Source organism: Cupriavidus taiwanensis (assembly GCF_900249755.1).
Taxonomy (GTDB): domain Bacteria; phylum Pseudomonadota; class Gammaproteobacteria; order Burkholderiales; family Burkholderiaceae; genus Cupriavidus; species Cupriavidus taiwanensis_D.
This window is the reverse complement of record NZ_LT976853.1, coordinates 217,845-236,521: the sequence shown is the minus strand read 5'-3', so window position 1 is coordinate 236,521 and position 18,677 is coordinate 217,845. Positions and strand designations below refer to the sequence as shown.

The following is an 18,677-nucleotide window of genomic DNA, read 5'->3' as shown; positions in this document are numbered from 1 at the left end:
CGACAATCATCAGGCCAGCGCCGGCACAACGGAAACTAGGCAGCGGGCCGCAGTTCGGTATTCAGGATCGACGGCCACTCGCGCAGGAAAGTTTCCCCGTCGCGGCGGCCCAGTTCATAGGCGTGCGTCATGGCATCGGGCCGGGTGTAGTCCCAGCTCGAGATCGGCACGCGCTGCGAAGGCTGCAGGTACAGGCGGCGCTGGCCGCCTTGTTCGAGCACGAAACGGCGCGGGCGCGGGTACAGCCGCGTGACCAGCACCAGCACATTGCCGGGCGCGGCATCGAGCGCGTCGACCGGCACGTTGTCGACCAGCCCGCCGTCCAGCACCGGGCGGCCGTCGCGGCGCAGCACCGGCGTGAACGGTGGCGTCGACGCCGACTGCAGCAGCAGGTCGGCCAGCTGGTCGGCCGAGGCGCAGTCCTGCGCGCGCACGAACTCGGGGCGGAAGCCCAGCTTGCGCCCCAGCCGCGGGTGCAGCGTCTTGAGCACGTGCTTGTCGATGTTGTAGGCCAGCAGGCCCGCGGCCACCGCCAGGCGCGGACCGCTCCAGCGCGGGATATGCGCCACGCCGATGCGGATCTCGGGCGCCTGCTGCAGCTGCGCGAGGCGCCCGTCGGCAAAGATGCTCAGCAGCGCGGTGCGGTAGATGCCGTAGTGCGGGAACACGCGCTCGTTGCGCAGCAGGTTGCCCCAGTAGGCGTTGCGGCGGTTGCTGGCCAGCACCGCGCGGTAGTAGTCCATGGTCTGGTGCGAGTCGTGCGCATAGACCATGCAGGCAGTGGCCGCGCCGGCCGAGATCGCGGCGATCACGCGCGGGCGCAGCTGCAGTTCGGGCGCGACCGTGTCCCACCAGCCCGCCTGCCACCAGCAGCGGTTGCCGCCGCCGGCAAAGACGACCTGGTCGAAGGGATGGGCGTGGCCGCAAGGCATGGGATCTGGCGCGCGTCAGAGCAGCGCGTAGGTGGTGGTGGCCTGCACCGCCAGCTTGCCGTCGGTGCCGGTCAGCTCGATCTCGCCGAACACCACGGTCTTGCCCAGCCGCAGCACGTTGGCGCGCACCAGCACGTCGCCGTCGATCACCGGGCGCATGAAGTTGGTGGTCAGCGTCACCGTGGTCATCGGCCGGAACTCGCCCAGCGCGCTGGCCACGGCGATGATCATGGCGGTATCGGCGGCGGACATCAGCACCTGGCCGCAGACCACGCCGCCCGCATGGCGGAACGATTCGCTGAAAGGGAGGCGCAGCGTCACGCCCTGGGCATCGACCGCTTCGGCGCGCAGGCCGAGCTGGCGCACCCACGGCGCCAGCACGCGCTCGAGCGTGGCGTCGATGTCGGCAAGGGTCAGGGCTTCGGGCATGAGGCTCCTTGTTCTGGCTGGCCGCGCCATGGCGGTCGAATGGTGGTCGAATGGCGGTCCTGTGGCGGACCGCTATTCCGTCTCCTCCGGCGCGACGCGATGTTTGAGGCAATGATACAGGGGCCCGGTGGCCAGCACCACGAACGCCATCCGGATCACGTGGAAGGCGGTCACCAGCGGCACCCCCACCTCCAGCACCTTGGCGGTGATGCACATCTCGGCGATGCCGCCCGGCGTCGTGCCCAGGATCACCGTGGCCGGGTGCGCGCCCGACAGCGCCGACAGCCCCCACCCGAACAGCGCCGACACCACCAGCGCCAGCACGGTGTACAGCGCCACGCCCGACAGGAAGCGCGGCGCGGTGTGCAGGAACTCGCGCGAGAAGCGCACCCCCAGCGACACCCCGATCAGCAGCTGGCCGGCCCGGCTCATCCAGGTGGGGATGGCCGACAGCTCGATCCCGCACGCGGTCAGCACCGCCGCGGCCAGCAGCGTGCCGATCACGAACGGGTTGGGCATGTTCAGCCGCTTCACCAGCAGCGCCACCCCCAGCGTGATCGCCACCAGCGCCACCAGCCCGGGCGCGCTGACCACGCGCGGTCCTGGGATATACGGATCGAGCCCATGGATGCCGCCGTACTGGAAGATCGCCGGCACCGTCACCACCACCATCAGCACGCGCAGCGAATGCGCCGCCGCGACCTGGTCGATGCGCGCGCCGTTGCGCTCGGCCAGGTTGGCCATCTCCGAGGCGCCGCCGATCGCGGTGGAGAAAAACGCGGTCTTGAACGCGACCCCGGTGGTCCGCCGCAGCAGCAGCGCGCCGCCCACGCCCAGCGCCAGCGCGAACAGCGAGCCGGCGACGATGTACGGCAGGTATTCCACCAGCCGCGCCACCACGTCCGGCGTGAAATACAGCCCGAGCGAGGCGCCGATGACCCATTGGCCGGCATTGCGCGCCTGCGCCGGCGCGCGCAGGTCGGCGCCCCACATGCGCGCGGCGGCCACGGCCAGCAGCGGGCCGATCATCCACGGCAGCGGGGTATTGAGCAGGGTGCAGAGCAGGGCGGCGGCCAGCCCCAGTGCCAGCGTGGGCACCGCGGCCGGCCAGCGGTTGGCGGCAAGAGACATGAGGCAGCGGCCTGGCGCGGGCGCCGGCGCTTGTTGTTTTTGACGGAGGAAAAGCAAGAGGCCCGCGCGCGCTGGCGCCGGGCCCCGGGAGAGACTACCGCATGCTAACGCGGATTACGCGGCGTTGTCAGCCTGCGCATGCGCGCTGCCGCGCGCGGCGTGCCAGCGCAGCAGGCGCGGGATCACCACCACCGCCACGGTCAGCGCCAGGATCGAGGCCGAGATCGGCTGGCGCAGGAACAGGCTCCAGTCGCCCTGGCCGATCGACAGCGCATTGCGCAGCTGCTTCTCCGCCATCGGCCCGAGGATCATGCCGACGATCACCGGCGCGGTGGGGAAGTCGAAGCGGCGCATCACCATGCCCAGCAGCCCGACCACGAACAGCAGCAGCAGGTCGAACCACGACTGGCGGATGCCGTACGCGCCCAGGCCGGCGAAGATCAGGATGCCGCCGTACAGCAGCGGCGTGGGCACGCGCAGCATGCGCACCCACAGGCCGATCGCCGGCAGGTTCAGCACCAGCAGCATGACGTTGCCGATATACAGCGACGCCAGCAGGCCCCAGACCAGGTCGCCCGAGGTCTGGAACAGCATCGGGCCCGGCTGCAGGTTGTAGTTCTGGAACGCCGCCAGCAGGATCGCGGTGGTGTTGGAAGTGGGGATGCCCAGCGTCAGCAGCGGCGCCAGCGTCGCGGTCACGGCCGAGTTGTTGGCGGCCTCGGGGCCGGCCACGCCTTCGATCGCGCCGACCTTGCCGAACTCTTCCTTGTGGTCCGACAGCTTCTTCTCGGTCGCGTACGACAGGAAGGTCGGGATCTCGGCGCCGCCCGCCGGGATCAGCCCGAACGGAAAGCCGATGAAGGTGCCGCGGATCCACGCCGGCAGCGAGCGCTTCCAGTCCGACCGGTTCATATGGGTCGAGCTGAGCTTGTTGTAGGTGCTGGGCGGCTGCGGGAAGAACGCGTTGAACAGCGCCTCGCCCACCGCGAACAGGCCCACCGCGACCACCACGATATCGATGCCGTCGTACAGCTCCTGCACGTTCATCGAATAGCGCGTCTGTCCCGACAGCGAGTCCATGCCGATCAGGCCGATGCCCAGCCCCAGGAACAGCGCGGTCATGCCGCGCAGCAGCGACGAGCCCAGCACCGCCGAGACCGTGGTGAAGGCCAGCAGCATGATCATGAAGTACTCGCCCGGTCCGAACTGCAGCGCCACGTCGGCCGCCACCGGCGCGAACAGCGACAGCATCACGGTGGCGATGGTGCCGGCCACAAACGAGCCGATTGCCGCGGTCGCCAGCGCCGGGCCGGCGCGGCCGTTCTTGGCCATCAGGTTGCCTTCCATGGCGGTGACCATGGTGGAAGACTCGCCCGGCGTGTTCATCAGGATCGAGGTGGTCGAGCCGCCGTACATCGCGCCGTAGTAGATGCCGGCAAACATGATCAGCGCGGCGGTGGGCTCGACCTTGGCGGTCAGCGGCAGCAGCATCGCCACCGTCAGCGCGGGGCCGATGCCGGGCAGCACGCCGATGGCGGTGCCGAGGAAGCAGCCCACCAGGGCCCACATCAGGTTGATCGGCGTGATCGCGACGGCAAAGCCGTGCATCAGCTGGTTCAGGGTATCCATGCGAAGACTCCTTGCGGGACGGGCGGGCTCAGAAGCCGGCGATGGGCAGCAGCGGCAGGTTGATGCCGAGCAGGAATTCGAACAGCGCCCACATCGGCACCGTGATGCACAGCCCGATGATCGCGTCGCGCACGATGCGGCGGCTGCCGTAGCCGCGCGCCACGCACACCATCAGCAGCGTCGATGCCAGCACGAAGCCGAGCGTGCCGATCAGCGCCATGTTCAGCACCAGGCCCGCGGCGACCCACAGGAAGCCGCCGAAGTTGTGCGGCGCGTTGGGCAGCTCGGCATCCTCTTCCGGCATGTTGCGGAAACCGCCGCGCACGCCCTGCCAGGTCAGCAGCGCGCCGCATACGGCCAGGCCGACCGCCACCAGCGTGGGCACGAAGCGCGGCGACAGGCCGGCATAGCCCTCGTCGCCCGAAATACCGGACAGCCCGAGGAAGAAGAACAGCGAGAGCGCCAGCACGGCAATGCCGATGGCGAGGTGCGAGGGTTTCATGGAGACTCCTTGGCCATGGTCGCCCAGCCGCGGGGGCTGGCATGCGCGACGCTGGCGGATGCTGCCCGCGCGGCGGCGGGGCCCGGTGACAATGTTGTTGTCTTCGGTATCGCAGGTGGACACCGGGCCCCGCGCCGTGTTTCCGGCCGCCGGGATCACCGGCGGCGTCGGCAGGCACGACAGGTAAAGCTAGAGGGTGCGTTAAGGCCGTATTGCGGGGGCCGAAGCCGGCGCGCCAGCCGTGTTACTTGGCCACGCCCAGTTCGCGCAGCGTGCCGCCCAGGCGGACCGATTCGCTGTCGACGAACTTGCCGAACTCGTCGCCGGTCAGCAGGAACGGGGTCCAGTCGTTCTTCTGCAGCGTCTCCTTCCAGGCCTTGCTCTCGGTGGCCTTGACCACCGCATCGATCATGGCCTTGCGCTGTTCCGGCGTGGTGCCCGGCGCGCCGTACACGCCGCGCCAGTTATAGATCTCGACGTTGACGCCTTGCTCCTTCAGCGTCGGGATATCGGCGACACGGTCCTTGGAGGTGACCGCCAGCGCGCGCATCTTGCCGCTCTTGATAAACGGCAGGAACTCCGACACGCCGGCGATGCCCACCGTCACGTGACCGCCCATGATCGAGGCCGAGGCTTCGCCGCCGCCCTGGAACGGCACGTAGTTGACCTTCTTCGGGTCGACGCCGCTTTCCTTGGCGACCAGTCCGGCCAGGATATGGTCGATCGAGCCCTTGGAGCCGCCGCCCCAGCTGACGCTGCCCGGGTTGGCCTTCAGCTGCGTGGTCAGGTCCTTGACCGACTTGATCGGCGAGCTGGCCGGCACGGTGATGACCATGGTGTCGGCGAACAGGCGCGCGATCGGGGTAGCGTTCTTCAGCGTGACCGGCGGCTTGTTGGTCTCGATCGCGCCGACCATCACCGCGCCCACCACCATCAGCGCATTGGGATTGCCCTTGTCGGTGTTGACGAACTGGGTCAGCGCGATGGTGCCGCCGGCGCCGCCCTTGTTGTCGTACGAAGCGGCCTTGGCCTGGCCCGCGGCAATCATCGCGGCGCCCAGCGAGCGGCCGGTCTGGTCGAAGCCGCCGCCGGGATTGGCGCCGATCATGACCTTGACGTTGTCCATCGCGAACGCAGGCGCGGCCACGGCAGCGGCGGCAAGGGTGGCGGATGCCATCACGGCATGGGCGAAGCGGAAATAGGTACGGCGCATGGCGGTCTCCTTGGTAATACCGGTGATCGCTTGCCTGCACGGCTGCCGCGATCCGACCCGGGCGTTCCGGCGAGCCTGGCGTTGCGGGACGGGATGCGGGCCGGGCGCGCGCGCAATCGCGCGGGCACCGGGCTTGTCTCCTGTCCGGCGCGGCGAGGGCTGGCCGGGACTGTTCTTGGACTTTTGCTGAACGTCGGGCCGGAAGTTCCGGCCTTGGGGCGGATTCTAGGCGGGGGAAACTGTCAAAAGGCTGTCAAATGGGGGGAGATGGGGTCGGGGTTTACGTGGATGGTGGCAGGTTGGCGTGTGGGCGGGCGGGACTTCGTGGAGGCGCTGGCCCATGCCGAATTGCTCCTCGTAACCGACACGTCGTCCCCGCGTAGGCGGGGACCCAGTGTCTTTGAAGCGCAAGCGCTTCTCAAAGTCACTGGGTTCCCGCTTTCGCGGGAATGACGGTGGTCTTTTTTGGTGACACTAACAAGATCAAGACTTAGCGAAGGTTACTGGGTAGGGGCGGGGGAGAGGGCCGGCGCGTCCATGGCAACCGCCCCAAAAAAACCCCTCACCCCCCCGGCTTCGCCTGCAAGCAAAGATCCTTGCGCTCGACCGCCGGCACCACCACCGCCAGGTCGAACTCGCCATCAGCCGGCGCGCTTTCCACATAGCCCACGCTGACCACCATGCCGGCATCGCCGGCCAGCCAGCGCGGCACGCCGATATCGCGCCGCACATGCCCATTCCCCGCGATCAGCACCGCGCCGCGCGCGGCATAAGGCCGCAACGCCTGCGCCATCACCGCGTCGCGCGCGGCCTGTGCCGCCAGCATGCCGGGCAGCATCGCCTTGGGGAAATTGCCGCAGTGGCCGCGGTCGAGCACCGCGGTCTGCGCCGCGACCAGGTCCGGTGGCAACGCGCCGGTCAGTCCCAGCCGCTGCCGCTCGTCCGCGGAAAACAGCCGGTCCAGCCCGCCGCGCACGATCTTGCCCGCGTCGGCGCGCGACAGGTTCGCCGCGACCAGCGGCAGGTCGTACCGCAGCGCCAGCGCCACCACCGGCCGGTACAGCGGCCACTGCCACGCGCCGCCGCCGGCCTGTGCGATCAGGTAGTCGGCGTCGCGCGGGCGCTCGCGCCTGGCGCGGTCGATATCGGCCTGGCGCTCGCGGTCGAACTGCTCCATGGCGATGGCCGGGCGCCAGCCTTGCGCGACCGCGCGGGTCAGCGCGTCGAGCCGCTGCTGCTGGCCGGCGGCGTTGTCGTGCACCTCGCCCAGCAGCACGTACGGCTTGCCGGCGAAGGCGGCGCTGACCGTCGCGGGCGCTGGCCGCGGCGCGGCACAGCCGGCGGTGAGCAAAGCAGCCGCCGCGGCCAGCATGGCGGCGGCGCACAAGCGCAATGGCATCACGCGGTTTCCTTTATCTCGTTGCCGTGGCCGGCGCCGGCGCACGTCGACCAGATTCTCGCCCACATCGGCCCCGGTTGCTCCCGGACAGGCCCTTCCGTGCCGGCCCCATCGGAATGCGCTTCACGCATAGGATGTGGTGCCGCTACCACATGGATGGCATGTTGCTGGCTGAGCGGGACGCGTCCGGGTCGGAAGCCGTCTGTTTAGCAAACTTTGTTTGCATCGAAGTTAGCAACGCACTACCATGCATGCATGCCATCGAATTTACCAAGCAGGCGGCGCAGGCCTTGAAGGCGATGCCACGGAATGTCGCGGCAACCATCCGGGCGAAGCTCGACATGCTTGCCAGCAATCCGTACGCTCCCAATCCGAACGCGAGCCGGCTCGCCGGACGGCCCGGCTACCGGCTGCGGGTTGGAGATTGGCGCGTGCTGTACCAGATTGAAGACGGCCGACTTGTCATCCTCGTGGTGGCGGTCTGTCCGCGAGGGAGTGCCTACCAATGACCGACATCCAATTCATCCAGCGCGACGGCCGCCGCGAATTTGCCGTGGTCCCCATCGAGGTCTGGGAACGCGTCCAGCACCTGATCGAAGCCAGCGACGACGTCACCCTGTTTGACGCCGCGGTGGAACAGGACGACGGCTGGCGCGTGCCGGCCGCCGTGCTCGACGCCGAACTGGCCGGCGACCACCCGGTCAAGGCGTGGCGCAACTACCGGCGGCTGACGCAGGATGCGCTGGCCCGGGCCGCGGGCCTGAGCAAGCCGTATCTCAGCCAGATCGAGAACCGCACGCGTGCCGGCAGCGCGGCAGCGCTGCGCAGGCTGGCGCAGGCGCTCGACGTGCCTGCCGACATCCTCGCGGAACCGGGCGAATAGCTGGCGGCGCCGGCGCCCGCCCTCAATGCTGCCGCACCGTCTCCCCGGGCGCCTTGTGCGGCAGCCGGTTGCCTTCCGCGTCGATCTGCAGCGGCCCGGTGCCGGAGAAGCGGTCCAGCGCCAGGTAGATCACCGGCGTGATGAACAGCGTGATCACCTGCGAGAACAGCAGCCCGCCCACCACCGCCAAACCCAGCGGCTGGCGCAGCTCGGCGCCGGCGCCCAGGCCCAGCGCCAGCGGCAGCGCGCCCATCACCGCGGCGAAGGTGGTCATCATGATCGGCCGGAAGCGCAGCAGGCACGCCTGCCGGATCGCTCTGGCCGGGGTCATGCCTTGTTCGCGCTGCGCCGCCAGCGCGAAGTCGATCATCATGATCGCGTTCTTCTTGACGATGCCGATCAGCATCAGCACGCCGATCACCGCGATCAGCGACAGCTCGACGTTGAAGATGAACAGCGTCAGCAACGCGCCGACCGCCGCGGACGGCAGACCCGCCAGGATGGTCAGCGGGTGGATGTAGCTTTCGTACAGCACCCCCAGCAGCGTGTAGATCACCGCGATCGCCGCGACCAGCAGCACGATCTGCGTCGCCTGCGACGACTGGAACACGGCCGCGTCGCCGCCCCAGCTGGTGAAGATCGAGCTGGGCATCGCGATCTCCTGCTTGTAGCGGTCGATGCGCGCCGAGGCGTCGCCCAGCGCCGCGCCCGGGGCCAGGTTGAACGACACCGTCACCGACGGCAGCTGCCCCTGGTGGTTGACCGCGATCGGGCCGACCCGGCGCTCGGTGGTGGCGAAGGCCGAGACCGGCACCATCTGCCCGGTCTTGCTGCGCACATAAAGCTTGGCGAACGCGCTTTCGTCGGTGCGGTCGGCATCGGCCGCCTGCAGGATCACGTAGTAGTTGTCGATCGGCGTGTAGATGGTCGACACCTGGCGCTCGCCGAAGGCCGAGTACAGCGCGGTGCGCACGTCCTGCATCTGCACGCCCAGTGCATTGGCCTTGTCGCGGTCGATGGTCAGGTGCGCTTCCAGACCCGACTGCTGCGAGTCGCTGGTGACGTCGCGGAACAGGCTGTCGGCGCGCATCTTCGCCATCAGCTGGTCGGAGGCGTCCTGCAGCTGCCCGGCCTTCACGCTCTGCAGCGTGTACTGGTAGCGGCTCTTGCTCTGGCGCCCGCCCAGCTGCAGGTTCTGCACCGGCGCGAAGTACACCGCCAGGCCCGGCACGCCGGCGACGTCGCGCCGCAATGACTCGATCACCCTGGGCATGGCCCCGCGCTCGCCGCGCGGCTTCAGTTCGACGAACATGCGCCCGGTGTTGATGGCCGGCGACGGCCCGCCGCCGATCGCCACCACGATGCTCTTGACCGCCGGGTTGGCGCGCATGCGCTCGGCCGCGTCGCGCAGGCGCTCGGACATGGCATCGAACGAGATGTCCTGCGGCCCTTCGGCGTTGACGCGGATCTGGCCGATGTCTTCTTCCGGGAAGAAGCCCTTGGGGATGGCCACGAACAGCACCGCGGTCAGCACGAAGGTCAGGCCCGCCGCCCCCAGCACGGTGCGGCGGTGCGCCAGGCACCAGTCCAGCCCGCGCGCGTAGCGGTGCAGCGTGAACTCGAACAGGTTTTCGAACCACTGCGTCGAACGCATGCCCAGCGTCTGCTTCTGCGCCGCGGCCGGCTGCGCCACCGGGTGGTCGCCATAGGCGTGGTGCGATTCGTCCACCGGCACGTTCTCGGCCGACAGGAAGCGCGCGCACAGCATCGGGATCAGCGTCAGCGACACCAGCGCCGACACCAGGATCGACAGCGACACCACCGCGGCGAATTCATGGAACAGCAGCCCGATCACGCCCGGCATGAAGAAGATCGGGATAAACACCGCCACCAGCGAGATCGAGATCGACAGGATGGTGAAACCCATCTCGCGCGATCCCACCAGCGCGGCCTTGAGCGGCGGCACGCCTTCCTCGATATGGCGCACGATGTTCTCGAGCATGACGATGGCATCGTCGACCACCAGCCCCACCGCCAGCGTGATCGCCAGCAGCGAGACGTTGTCCAGGCTGTAGCCGAACGCCTTCATCAGCGCCACCGTGCCGATCAGCGAGATCGGCAGCGACACGGTCGGGATCAGCGTGGCCGCGGCGCGGCGCAGGAACAGGAAGATCACCAGCACCACCAGCGCCACCGTCAGCGCCAGCGTGAACTGCACGTCATGGATCGATTCGCGGATCGAGCGCGAGCGGTCGTTGACCACCGACACGTTGATCGAGCCGGGCATCTGCTGGATCAGCCGGGGCAGGGCGGCATGGATGGCGTCGACCACGGCGACGGTGTTGGCGTCGGGCTGGCGCAGCACGGCCAGCACGATCGAGCGCTCGTTGTTGAGCCAGCTGCCGGTCTTGATGGTCTCGACGCTGTCCTCGACCTCGGCCACGTCCGACAGCCGCACCAGCGCGCCGTTGGGCTGGCTGGCGACGATGATATTGCGGAAGGCGTCGGCACTGGTGAGCTGCCGGTTGGCCTGGATGGTCAGGGTCTGGCGTGCGCTGTCGAGCGTGCCCACCGGCGTGTTGGCATTGGCGCGGTTCAGCGCGGTGGCCAGCTCGTCCAGCGTCAGGCCGCGCGCGGCCAGCGCATCCGGATGCGCGCGCACGCGCACCGCAAAGCGCTTCTGGCCGAAGATCTGCACCTGCGCCACGCCCGGCAGCGTCGCCAGCGTGGGCGAGATCAGGTTGTCGCCGAACGCGTTCAGGTCGGCCAGGCTCATCGCCGGCGAGTTGATCGCCAGCAGCAGCACCGGCGCGTCGGCCGGGTTGACCTTGCGGTACGACGGCGGCGTGGTCATCTCGATCGGCAGCGAACGCTGCGCGCGGAACAGCGCCGCCTGCACGTCAACGGCTGCGTCGTCGATATTGCGGTCGCTGTTGAATTCGATCGTGATGCTGGAATTGCCGAGCGTGTTCGACGAGCTGATCACCGACACGCCGGGGATGGTCGCGAACTGCTTTTCCAGCTGCGTCGCCACCGATGCCGCCATGGTTTCCGGGCTCGCGCCCGGCAGCGTCGCGGTGACCTGGATCACCGGCGAGTTGAAGCTGGGCAGCGCGGCGATCGGGATGGTCGGGTACAGCACGATGCCGGTGACGATCACGGCCAGGCACAGCAGCACCGTCATCACCGGACGGCGGATGCAGAGTTCCGAGAGCGTCATGGCTCAGTGCCCCGCGGCGGCAGGGCGGGCGGCGTCGGCGCCGGAGGCGCCGCGGGCCGCGGCCTCGCGCACCAGCGCGCCGGGGCGCAGGTTCTGCGTGCCTTCCACCACCACGCGGGCGCCGGACTGCACGCCCTCGACCACGGCGGCGGCGGCGGTGGTGGTCACCACCCGCACCGGCACGCGCGCGACCTTGCTGTCGGGCTGCACCACATAGACGAAACGGCCTTCCGGGCCGGTCACCACCGCCTGCGGCGGCACCGTCAGCGCGCCCTTCAACGTCTGCACCACGGCGCTGACGGTGGCATAGGTGCCCGGCCACAGCCGCTGTTCTTCATTGTCGAATTGCGCCTTGACGCGGATGGTGCCGTACTGCGGGTCGACGGTGTTATCGACAAAGCTGATGCGGCCGGTCACCGGCGCCTTGTTGCCGTCGTTGGGCTGCGCGGTGACCTGCACCGGGCCCGCGCGCAGCGCCTCGCGCAGCGCGGCCAGCTGGCGTTCGGGCAGGCTGAAGGTGACGGCGATCGGCTGCACCTGGGCGATGGTGACCATCGGCTGGGTGCTGTTGGGCAGCACCAGCGAGCCGGGGAAGGCGTTGATCACGCCGGTGCGGCCGCTGATGGTGGCGCGGATCGCGCCGTAGCTGACCGCCACGCGGCTGGCCTCGATCGCGGCCTGGTCGGCGCGCACGGTGGCGGCAAAGCCGTCGACCCTGGCCTGCGCGGTATCGACCGCGCTCTTCGAGATGAAATTGCGCTGCAGCAGCTCCTGGCTGCGCGCCAGCGTGCGGCGGGCGTCGGCCAGGTCGGCCTGGTCGCGCAGCAGTTGCGCCTGGGCCTTGGCCAGGTTGGCCTCGTCCATGCGGGTATCGAGCGAGAACAGCAGGTCGCCGGGCTTGACGGTCTGGCCTTCCTTGATATGGACGGTGCGCACGGTGCTGGACACCTGCGGCCGCACCTCCACGGTCGACAGCGCCGTGACATTGCCGTTGGCCGAGACCTGCAGCGGCACGTCGCCCTGCTGCACCGGCGCGGTGGCCACCACCGCCGCCGCCGGCGGCTTCGGCGCCGGCTTGGGGGCAAGCCAGGTGCGCCATGCGAACCAGCCCAGGCCGGCAAGCGCCAGCACCACCAACACCGCCAGCCACGGCGACACGCGGCCGCGCCCGGTCCCGGCGACCGCCCTCCAGTTGCTGTCGACGAAGCCCTTGGGCTGGTCGATCCTGTCAGATTTCATATTGTGTGGACCCTCTGCCCCGCGTCTTCAGCGCCACTCCCCGTGTACCGCCCGGCATGTTGTCAGCAGATGTTGCCGGTGCGTGTCGCGCAAAGACTCTACTAGTACCGCGCTTCGCCCGCCGGAGCCAGCGCCGCGTATTACAGTCCGTTACAGAGGTGCAAGGATCTGGTAATGCCCGGCGCCGGCAAACGCCGTCCGGGCCACAGGGGAGGCCGGGGATGTGTGTAGCGGGGCGCTTGTATGGTTAGACAAACATTATCAGAAAAGCTGCCGCCGGCCATCGCGGCGCCACTGATTGACGCTGTCGACCGACAATTCCCGTGGTCCGGCCTGCACAATCACGGCATCGCCGGCGCGCACCTCGCCCTTGAGCACCACGCTCAGGTAGACCCCGGAATAGCCGCTCTGCACCATGTCGCGCACCGCATGGCGGTAGCCCAGCGCGGCGTTGAACTTGTAGCAGGGCTGGCGCGGGGCTTCCACGCGCAGCAGCGCGGTGCCGACCCGCACCAGGTCGCCGATCCATAGCGCGGACTCGAGCAAACCCTCGAGCGTCAGGTTTTCGCCCATCGCGCCGTAGGGCAGCGGCGGGCCGGACTCGGGCTGGGCGCAGGCGCGGCGGCGGGCGTTCCACCAGGCGTAGTGCTCCGACGGGTAGGCGTAGACCGCCTTGTCGAGCCCGCCGTGCACGGTCAGGTCACCCTGCTCGTCGCCGGCCAGCCCGAGCGGCTGCACCTGGACCCGCAGCGGGTGCAGTAGCGTGCTGACCGGATGCTTGCGGATGCCGGACAGCACCACCGCCTCGGTGCCCGCCCCCGCCACCACCAGCGGGATGGCCTTTCCCAGGCTGACCGCCAGCACACGCGCAAGGCCCGGCCAAGGTCTCGAATCGCTCACGTGCGCCCCCGCTTCGTGGTTGTGGATAGGGATGTGGATAAGCTGCGGATATCCCTGAGGATAACGGGGCGGATAAGGCTGTGGACAAAGGCTTGGTGCGGTTCCTCACAAGGCGCCGGCGCGGGGCCGCGGCGCCCGTTTCAGAAGGGAATCAGAGCTGCTGCGCCGCTTGCGGCGGCTGCCAGCGGCAGCCCAGCAGCCGCGCGCGCTGCGACACCGCCAGCGCCGCCAGCATCAGCGCCGCCGCGCCCCAGTGCAGCGTGTCGGGGCCGGCCAGCGTATAGATGGCCGCGCCCGCCATGGCGCCGGCGGCCTGGCCCAGGTAGATCGACGAGGAATTCAGCGAGATCGACACCGCGGCCCGCTACGGCGCCAGCAGCACCAGCCGCGCCTGCTGCGCGCTGTTGGTGGCAAACCCGCCCACGCCCCACAGCATGAACAGCGCCACCAGCGCCACGCTGCCCAGCCCCGCCAGCGGCCACAGCACCATCGCCGTGATCGACGTCAGCAGCGTCACCTGCACGATCCGGCTGGGCGTGACCCGGTCCATGCGCGACGCCGCCATGGCGTTGCCGAACACCCCGCAGGCGCCATAGGCCAGGAACATCAGGCTGAGCGCGCCGCCGCTGATGCCATAGACGTCGCGCATCAGCGGGGCAATATAGGTAAACAGCGTGAACATGCCGGCCGACGAGATCATGGTGGTCAGCACCACCAGCATCACCGGCTTGTGGCGCAGCACGGCGACCCAGGCCTCGCGCCCGGCCGGCGGCACCATCAGCCCGCGCGGCAGCGCGCGCCACACCGCCGCCGACACCAGCAGCGCCATCGCTCCCACCAGCGCCATGCTGACGCGCCAGCCCAGCGTGCTGGAAATCCACGTGCCCAGCGGCACCCCCACCACGCTGGCAATGCTCCAGCCCAGGAACACAAAGCTGATGGCGCGCCCGCGGGTCTGCGCATTGACCAGCAGCGGCAGCGTGGCCGCGGTCTGCGGCGTATAGATGGCGGCGCCGATCGCGGTCAGGAAGCGGATCGCCATCAGCGCGGCAAAGCTGGGCGCCAGCGCCGCGGCCAGGTGCATCACCCCGTAGACCAGCAGCGAGCCGGCCAGCAGCAGCCGGCGATCGATGCGCGAGCCCAGCGTGGCGAACAGCGGCGCGCCCACGCAGGTGGCCAGCGCGAACACCGAGATCAGTTGCCCGGCGCTGGCCGCGCCCAGGCCGAAATCGCCGGCTATGTCATTCAACATGCCGGTCACGATCATCGCACCGGTGCCGATGACGAAATTGCCGACGCAGAGCGTCACGAGCCTGGGGTCCATGCCGGCCTTGGGAGAGGGACTGGCGCGAAGCGCGCCTTGTTGTTTTGTCGGTCTGCCGCCAGGCCATTGCGGCCGGCGGCTGGGGAAGACCCGAGTGTAGCGGGTTCGGAAAATTCGCGTTGGCGGGGAGATAGGCAGGCGCCAGCCGCAGCCAACACCGTCCGAACAAGGCTACCCTCGCCCGCTTGCGGGAAAGGAGAGAAAACCAGCGCCTCAGCGCGTCAGCACCGGCGCCAGCGCCTTCGGGTTGACGATGCAGTCATGCTTGCCGGCCAGCACGTCCAGGATGTTCTGGAACGCCGTGCGGAAATACAGCTCGTAGCTGTCGCGTTCCACATAGCCCAGGTGCGGCGTGCAGATGCAGTTTTCCATGCGCAGCAGCGCGTGGCCCTGCAGGATCGGCTCGGATTCGAACACGTCGACCGCGGCCATGCCCGGGCGGCCCCGGTTGAGCGCGGCGACCAGCGCGTTTTCTTCCAGCAGCTCGGCGCGGCTGGTATTGACGAACAGCGCGGTCGGCTTCATGGCGGTCAGGTCGGCCTGCTTGACGATGCCGCGGGTGTCGTCGTTCAGCCGCAGGTGCAGCGACAGCACGTCGCTGTCGGCGAACAGTTGCTCCCTGGAGGCCGCCACCTCCAGCCCGTCGGCGCGCGCGCCCTGCTGCGACGCCTCGCGGCCCCAGACCAGCACGTTCATGCCGAAGGCGCGGCCATAGCCGGCCAGCAGCCGGCCGATCTTGCCGTAGCCCCAGATCCCCAGCGTCTGGCCGCGCAGCACCTGGCCCAGGCCGAAATTCGGCGGCATCGTGGTCGATTTCAGCCCCGACTGCTGCCATGCGCCGTGCTTCAGGCTGGCCACGTACTGCGGAATGCGGCGCTGCGCGGCCATGATCAGCGCCCAGGTCAGCTCGGCCGGCGCCACCGGCGAGCCGACGCCTTCGAGCACCGCCACGCCGCGGTCGGTGGCGGCATCCAGGTCGATATGGCTGCCGGGCCCGGCGCCGACCCGGCCGGTCTGGCTGATCAGCTTCAGTTTGGGCAGTTTTTCCAGCAGTTGGCGGGTGATGCGGGTGCGTTCGCGGATCAGCACCACGGCTTCCACGTCCGACAGGCGCGCCGCCAGCTGGCCCACGCCCTTGACGGTGTTGTTGAACACCTTGACGTCGTGCCCCTCCAGCAGGCTGAAGCAAGGCAGCTTGCGCACGGCATCCTGGTAATCGTCGAGTACGGCAATCTTCATCGGCAACCCTGGTTATCTTCGGGACGTTGTGCCAGTTGGTGCGCGCGCCCACAGTGGCGCGTGCCGGCCAACAGTATTGTTGTGAAACGTTTGCGAACCCCGCACCGGCGTGCCGCAGCCCTGGCGCCGCGGGTGCAAATCCCGCGCCCGCCGGCGCCGGCAATTGTTGCGCAGCAAAAAACAGGGGGGTGCGCCAGTGGTATCCTTGCCCGCTCCGGTGCCGCCGCGGATTGTCGGTCGAGCGTTGCTCCCGTCACGCGGCTGCCTCCGGAAAAAGCCCGGCCGGCATGTGCAGGCCTCCCTGCGCGGGCGAAGCGCCACTGTAGCGCAGCCGCAGCGACCGCCGCGACCTTTTGCGCAAACCGGGCCGCCGCGGAGTTGTAACGGGATGTGACGCTCCCGATGCGGCCCCGGCAGCAACCCGCGGCAGTGACGGTTCCGGCCCCCGGCACGCATGACGACCCGCCGGCCAGGCTTTGCAAGGATTCCTTCCTTCCCTTTACAAATCTGGAGTCTGCAGTATGAACCACCCCACGATGCAAGGTACGGCAGCCGTCAATGCGCCGGCCTGGGTCAAGCACCCCAAGCTGATTGCCTGGGTCGCGGAAATCGCCGCGCTGACCAAGCCCGACAATATCTACTGGTGCGACGGCTCGCAGGAAGAATATGACCGCCTGTGCGAGCAGATGGTCGCCGCCGGCACCATGAAGCGGCTGAACCCGGCCAAGCGCAAGAATTCCTTCCTGGCCCTGTCGGACCCGTCGGACGTGGCCCGCGTCGAAGACCGTACCTTCATCTGCTCCGAAAAGCAGGAAGATGCCGGCCCGACCAACAACTGGACCCCGCCGGCCGAGATGCGCCAGACCCTGGCCGGCCTGTTCGACGGCTGCATGCGCGGCCGCACCCTGTATGTAGTGCCGTTCTCGATGGGGCCGCTGGGTTCGCCGATCGCCCATATCGGCGTGGAACTGTCGGATTCGCCGTACGTGGCGGTCAACATGCGCATCATGACCCGCATGGGCAAGGCCGTCTATGAAGTGCTGGGCAGCGACGGCGCCTTCGTGCCGTGCGTGCACACCGTGGGCAAGCCGCTGGCCGCCGGCGAGAAAGACGTGGCGTGGCCGTGCAACCCCACCAAGTACATCGTCCATTTCCCGGAAACGCGCGAGATCTGGTCGTTCGGCTCGGGCTACGGCGGCAATGCGCTGCTGGGCAAGAAGTGCTTCGCGCTGCGTATTGCCTCGACCATGGGCCGCGACGAAGGCTGGCTCGCCGAGCACATGCTGATCCTCGGCGTGACCTCGCCCGAGGGCAGGAAATACCATGTCGCCGCCGCCTTCCCGTCGGCCTGCGGCAAGACCAACTTCGCCATGCTGATCCCGCCCAAGGGCTTCGAGGGCTGGAAGGTCACCACCATCGGCGACGACATCGCCTGGATCAAGCCGGGCCAGGACGGCCGCCTGTACGCGATCAACCCGGAAGCCGGCTACTTCGGCGTGGCGCCGGGCACCAGCGAGAAGACCAACTACAACGCGATGGCGACGCTGAAGGAAAACGTCATCTTCACCAACGTGGCGCTGACCGACGACGGCGACGTGTGGTGGGAGGGCATGACCAAGGAAGCGCCGGCGCACCTGATCGACTGGCAGGGCAAGGACTGGACCCCCGAAATCGCCAAGGCGACCGGCGCCAAGGCCGCGCACCCGAATGCGCGCTTCACCGCGCCGGCATCGCAATGCCCGTCGATCGACGACAACTGGGACAACCCGGCCGGCGTACCCATTGATGCGTTCATCTTCGGCGGCCGCCGCTCGACCACCGTGCCGCTGGTGACCGAGGCGCGCGACTGGACCGAAGGCGTCTACATGGCCGCCACCATGGGCTCGGAAACCACGGCCGCGGCCGCCGGCCAGCAAGGCGTGGTGCGCCGCGACCCGTTCGCGATGCTGCCGTTCTGCGGCTACAACATGAGCGACTACTTCGGCCACTGGCTCGAGCTGGGCAAGAAGCTCGAAGCCGCGGGCGCGAAGCTGCCGAAGATCTACTGCGTCAACTGGTTCCGCAAGGACGCCGACGGCAACTTCGTGTGGCCGGGCTTCGGCGAGAACATGCGCGTGCTGTCGTGGATGATCGACCGCGTCGAAGGCAAGGGGCAGGGCGCCGAGCACGTGTTCGGCACCTCGCCGCGGTACCAGGACCTGAACTGGAACGGCGTGGAATTCTCGCCGGCGCAGTTCGAGCAGGTGACCTCGATCGACCGCGACGCCTGGCAGAAGGAACTGGCGCTGCATGACGAGCTGTTCACGCAGCTGAAGCACCACCTGCCGCAGGCGCTGGCGGCAACGCGCGAGGCACTGGGCAAGCGGCTGGAGGGTTGATCCTCGGGCCAGCGCTTCAGAAGCAGCCGGCATCGCGCCGGTTTGCTTCCCTCTCCCGCGCAGCGGGAGAGGGGCAGGGAGTGAGGGCAGGCGGGTCAAAGGCTGAGGTCCGTGGGTTAACACCGTTGGCCTTGCTTGATGTGGTTCCTAGTCAAACCGCCCCTCACCCCGGCCCTCTCCCCGTGAGGGGAGAGGGAGAACACCTTGCTCAGGCAAGTCCGGGCGGTTTGGGGGCACCCAAAACCGCTCTCTTCGCTTG

14 protein-coding genes and 1 pseudogene are annotated in these 18,677 nt (G+C 68.8%); 3 read left to right on the top strand and 12 right to left on the bottom strand.

Annotated elements, in window-relative coordinates:
- Positions 1-35: 35 nt before the first annotated feature.
- From CBM2594_RS01065 to CBM2594_RS01035, 7 genes are all read right to left on the bottom strand, one after another.
- Complete coding sequence (locus CBM2594_RS01065) at positions 36-932, bottom strand: patatin-like phospholipase family protein (protein ID WP_116355213.1); 897 nt, start codon at positions 930-932, stop codon at positions 36-38.
- A gap of 15 nt (positions 933-947) precedes the next feature.
- Positions 948-1,361 carry a PaaI family thioesterase gene (locus tag CBM2594_RS01060; RefSeq protein WP_116355212.1) on the bottom strand — a complete coding sequence of 138 codons (414 nt, stop codon included), beginning with the start codon at positions 1,359-1,361 and terminating at the stop codon, positions 948-950.
- A gap of 72 nt (positions 1,362-1,433) precedes the next feature.
- Positions 1,434-2,492 (bottom strand): AbrB family transcriptional regulator, encoded by a 1,059-nt coding sequence (locus CBM2594_RS01055; RefSeq protein WP_116355211.1) that lies wholly within the window; start codon positions 2,490-2,492, stop codon positions 1,434-1,436.
- Positions 2,493-2,606: 114 nt separating this feature from the next.
- Positions 2,607-4,121 (bottom strand): tripartite tricarboxylate transporter permease, encoded by a 1,515-nt coding sequence (locus CBM2594_RS01050; RefSeq protein WP_116355210.1) that lies wholly within the window; start codon positions 4,119-4,121, stop codon positions 2,607-2,609.
- A 28-nt stretch (positions 4,122-4,149) separates the two neighbouring features.
- Entirely contained in the window at positions 4,150-4,623 is a 474-nt protein-coding gene (locus tag CBM2594_RS01045) for a tripartite tricarboxylate transporter TctB family protein (protein ID WP_116355209.1), read from the bottom strand.
- Between the two features lie 244 nt (positions 4,624-4,867).
- Positions 4,868-5,836, bottom strand: coding sequence for a tripartite tricarboxylate transporter substrate binding protein (locus tag CBM2594_RS01040; protein WP_116355208.1), 969 nt, complete (start codon positions 5,834-5,836; stop codon positions 4,868-4,870).
- 562 nt (positions 5,837-6,398) lie between these two features.
- A complete protein-coding gene (locus CBM2594_RS01035; RefSeq protein WP_116355207.1) occupies positions 6,399-7,235 on the bottom strand; it encodes a ChaN family lipoprotein in 837 nt (278 codons plus the stop codon).
- 251 nt (positions 7,236-7,486) lie between these two features.
- Between CBM2594_RS01035 and CBM2594_RS01030 the strand changes: the two genes are divergently transcribed.
- Both CBM2594_RS01030 and CBM2594_RS01025 read left to right on the top strand, forming a co-directional pair.
- Complete coding sequence (locus CBM2594_RS01030; protein ID WP_116357641.1) at positions 7,487-7,744, top strand: type II toxin-antitoxin system RelE family toxin; 258 nt, start codon at positions 7,487-7,489, stop codon at positions 7,742-7,744.
- On the top strand, positions 7,741-8,118 hold the full coding sequence (locus tag CBM2594_RS01025) for a helix-turn-helix domain-containing protein (RefSeq protein WP_116355206.1): 378 nt from the start codon (positions 7,741-7,743) through the stop codon (positions 8,116-8,118). Before CBM2594_RS01030 ends, CBM2594_RS01025 begins: the two co-directional genes overlap by 4 nt.
- Before the next feature lie 22 nt (positions 8,119-8,140).
- On the opposite strand, the gene CBM2594_RS01020 is transcribed toward CBM2594_RS01025, so the two are convergent.
- From CBM2594_RS01020 to CBM2594_RS01000, 5 genes and pseudogenes are all read right to left on the bottom strand, one after another.
- On the bottom strand, positions 8,141-11,338 hold the full coding sequence (locus tag CBM2594_RS01020; protein WP_116355205.1) for an efflux RND transporter permease subunit: 3,198 nt from the start codon (positions 11,336-11,338) through the stop codon (positions 8,141-8,143).
- 3 nt (positions 11,339-11,341) lie between these two features.
- Positions 11,342-12,577, bottom strand: coding sequence for an efflux RND transporter periplasmic adaptor subunit (locus tag CBM2594_RS01015; RefSeq protein WP_116355204.1), 1,236 nt, complete (start codon positions 12,575-12,577; stop codon positions 11,342-11,344).
- 261 nt (positions 12,578-12,838) lie between these two features.
- Positions 12,839-13,477 (bottom strand): MOSC domain-containing protein, encoded by a 639-nt coding sequence (locus CBM2594_RS01010; protein WP_116355203.1) that lies wholly within the window; start codon positions 13,475-13,477, stop codon positions 12,839-12,841.
- Positions 13,478-13,628: 151 nt separating this feature from the next.
- Positions 13,629-14,801 (bottom strand): annotated as a pseudogene (locus CBM2594_RS01005) (MFS transporter).
- A 213-nt stretch (positions 14,802-15,014) separates the two neighbouring features.
- Complete coding sequence (locus CBM2594_RS01000; RefSeq protein ID WP_116355202.1) at positions 15,015-16,040, bottom strand: D-2-hydroxyacid dehydrogenase family protein; 1,026 nt, start codon at positions 16,038-16,040, stop codon at positions 15,015-15,017.
- 521 nt (positions 16,041-16,561) lie between these two features.
- On the opposite strand from CBM2594_RS01000, the gene CBM2594_RS00995 reads away from it, so the two are divergent.
- Positions 16,562-18,418, top strand: a complete 1,857-nt coding sequence (locus CBM2594_RS00995; RefSeq protein ID WP_116355201.1) for a phosphoenolpyruvate carboxykinase (GTP) — start codon at positions 16,562-16,564, stop codon at positions 18,416-18,418.
- The last annotated feature ends 259 nt before the right edge of the window (positions 18,419-18,677 follow it).

Coding starts and splice junctions, on each gene's coding strand:
- CBM2594_RS01060 (WP_116355212.1), bottom strand. CDS start 1,361: ATGCCCGAAGCCCTGACCCTTGCCGACATCGACGCCACGCTCGAGCGC.
- CBM2594_RS01065 (WP_116355213.1), bottom strand. CDS start 932: ATGCCTTGCGGCCACGCCCATCCCTTCGACCAGGTCGTCTTTGCCGGC.
- CBM2594_RS01020 (WP_116355205.1), bottom strand. CDS start 11,338: ATGACGCTCTCGGAACTCTGCATCCGCCGTCCGGTGATGACGGTGCTG.
- CBM2594_RS01025 (WP_116355206.1), top strand. CDS start 7,741: ATGACCGACATCCAATTCATCCAGCGCGACGGCCGCCGCGAATTTGCC.
- CBM2594_RS01035 (WP_116355207.1), bottom strand. CDS start 7,235: ATGCCATTGCGCTTGTGCGCCGCCGCCATGCTGGCCGCGGCGGCTGCT.
- CBM2594_RS00995 (WP_116355201.1), top strand. CDS start 16,562: ATGAACCACCCCACGATGCAAGGTACGGCAGCCGTCAATGCGCCGGCC.
- CBM2594_RS01040 (WP_116355208.1), bottom strand. CDS start 5,836: ATGCGCCGTACCTATTTCCGCTTCGCCCATGCCGTGATGGCATCCGCC.
- CBM2594_RS01050 (WP_116355210.1), bottom strand. CDS start 4,121: ATGGATACCCTGAACCAGCTGATGCACGGCTTTGCCGTCGCGATCACG.
- CBM2594_RS01055 (WP_116355211.1), bottom strand. CDS start 2,492: ATGTCTCTTGCCGCCAACCGCTGGCCGGCCGCGGTGCCCACGCTGGCA.
- CBM2594_RS01045 (WP_116355209.1), bottom strand. CDS start 4,623: ATGAAACCCTCGCACCTCGCCATCGGCATTGCCGTGCTGGCGCTCTCG.
- CBM2594_RS01030 (WP_116357641.1), top strand. CDS start 7,487: ATGCATGCCATCGAATTTACCAAGCAGGCGGCGCAGGCCTTGAAGGCG.
- CBM2594_RS01015 (WP_116355204.1), bottom strand. CDS start 12,577: ATGAAATCTGACAGGATCGACCAGCCCAAGGGCTTCGTCGACAGCAAC.
- CBM2594_RS01000 (WP_116355202.1), bottom strand. CDS start 16,040: ATGAAGATTGCCGTACTCGACGATTACCAGGATGCCGTGCGCAAGCTG.